The sequence below is a fragment of the Colwellia sp. RSH04 genome, from assembly GCF_003545765.1.
Lineage (GTDB): Bacteria > Pseudomonadota > Gammaproteobacteria > Enterobacterales > Alteromonadaceae > Colwellia.
On sequence record NZ_QXIO01000066.1, the window covers coordinates 1 to 510 of the forward strand.

The following is a 510-nucleotide window of genomic DNA, read 5'->3' on the forward strand; positions in this document are numbered from 1 at the left end:
AGACTTTGAGGACCGGATCCTGCAACCGGCTGCCGACTTCGTCGGCATAGGCTTTTTCCTTGGCGCAGCCGCCGGGCCTGATCTCGAATGGCGACGTGGCGGCTTGAGCGGCCACCGCCGCGATCGACACAACAAGCACCACACAGAACAGCCGCGCCACCGCATGGACGACCATCGACATGCCCCCCGCCCCTTACAGTTCGCAAAGCCGCGTCGGACCGACGAAGCTCCAGAATTTGACATCGTGTTCGCCGCGCACATACAGCTCGATATCGGCGGTCTTCGTGCGTATCGCGGTGTTGATCGCTCGCGATACATTTTGGCCCAGCTTGAAATCGAGCGGTTTGGAGGTTTTGGCGTCCACCGCCCCGTTCACTCTGACCGTGAAACCGGTGCCATTGCCGGTTCTGATCAGCGTTTCAAACCGATACGTCTTGTTCGGCTTGGCCTGCAGGGGAATGTAAAACGGATTGCCCTCCAGCTTGCTGCCGCCGTCGCTATCCGGCGTGT

General features: G+C 60.4%; 2 protein-coding genes. Both read right to left on the reverse strand.

Annotation, left to right across the window (positions count from 1 at the left end; genetic code table 11):
- The coding region (locus D1094_RS18565; RefSeq protein ID WP_147361109.1) for a hypothetical protein at positions 1-181 on the reverse strand (181 nt) is incomplete at its 3' end.
- A 12-nt stretch (positions 182-193) separates the two neighbouring features.
- On the reverse strand, positions 194-510 hold a 317-nt coding region (locus tag D1094_RS18725), incomplete at its 5' end, for a hypothetical protein (RefSeq protein ID WP_182440249.1).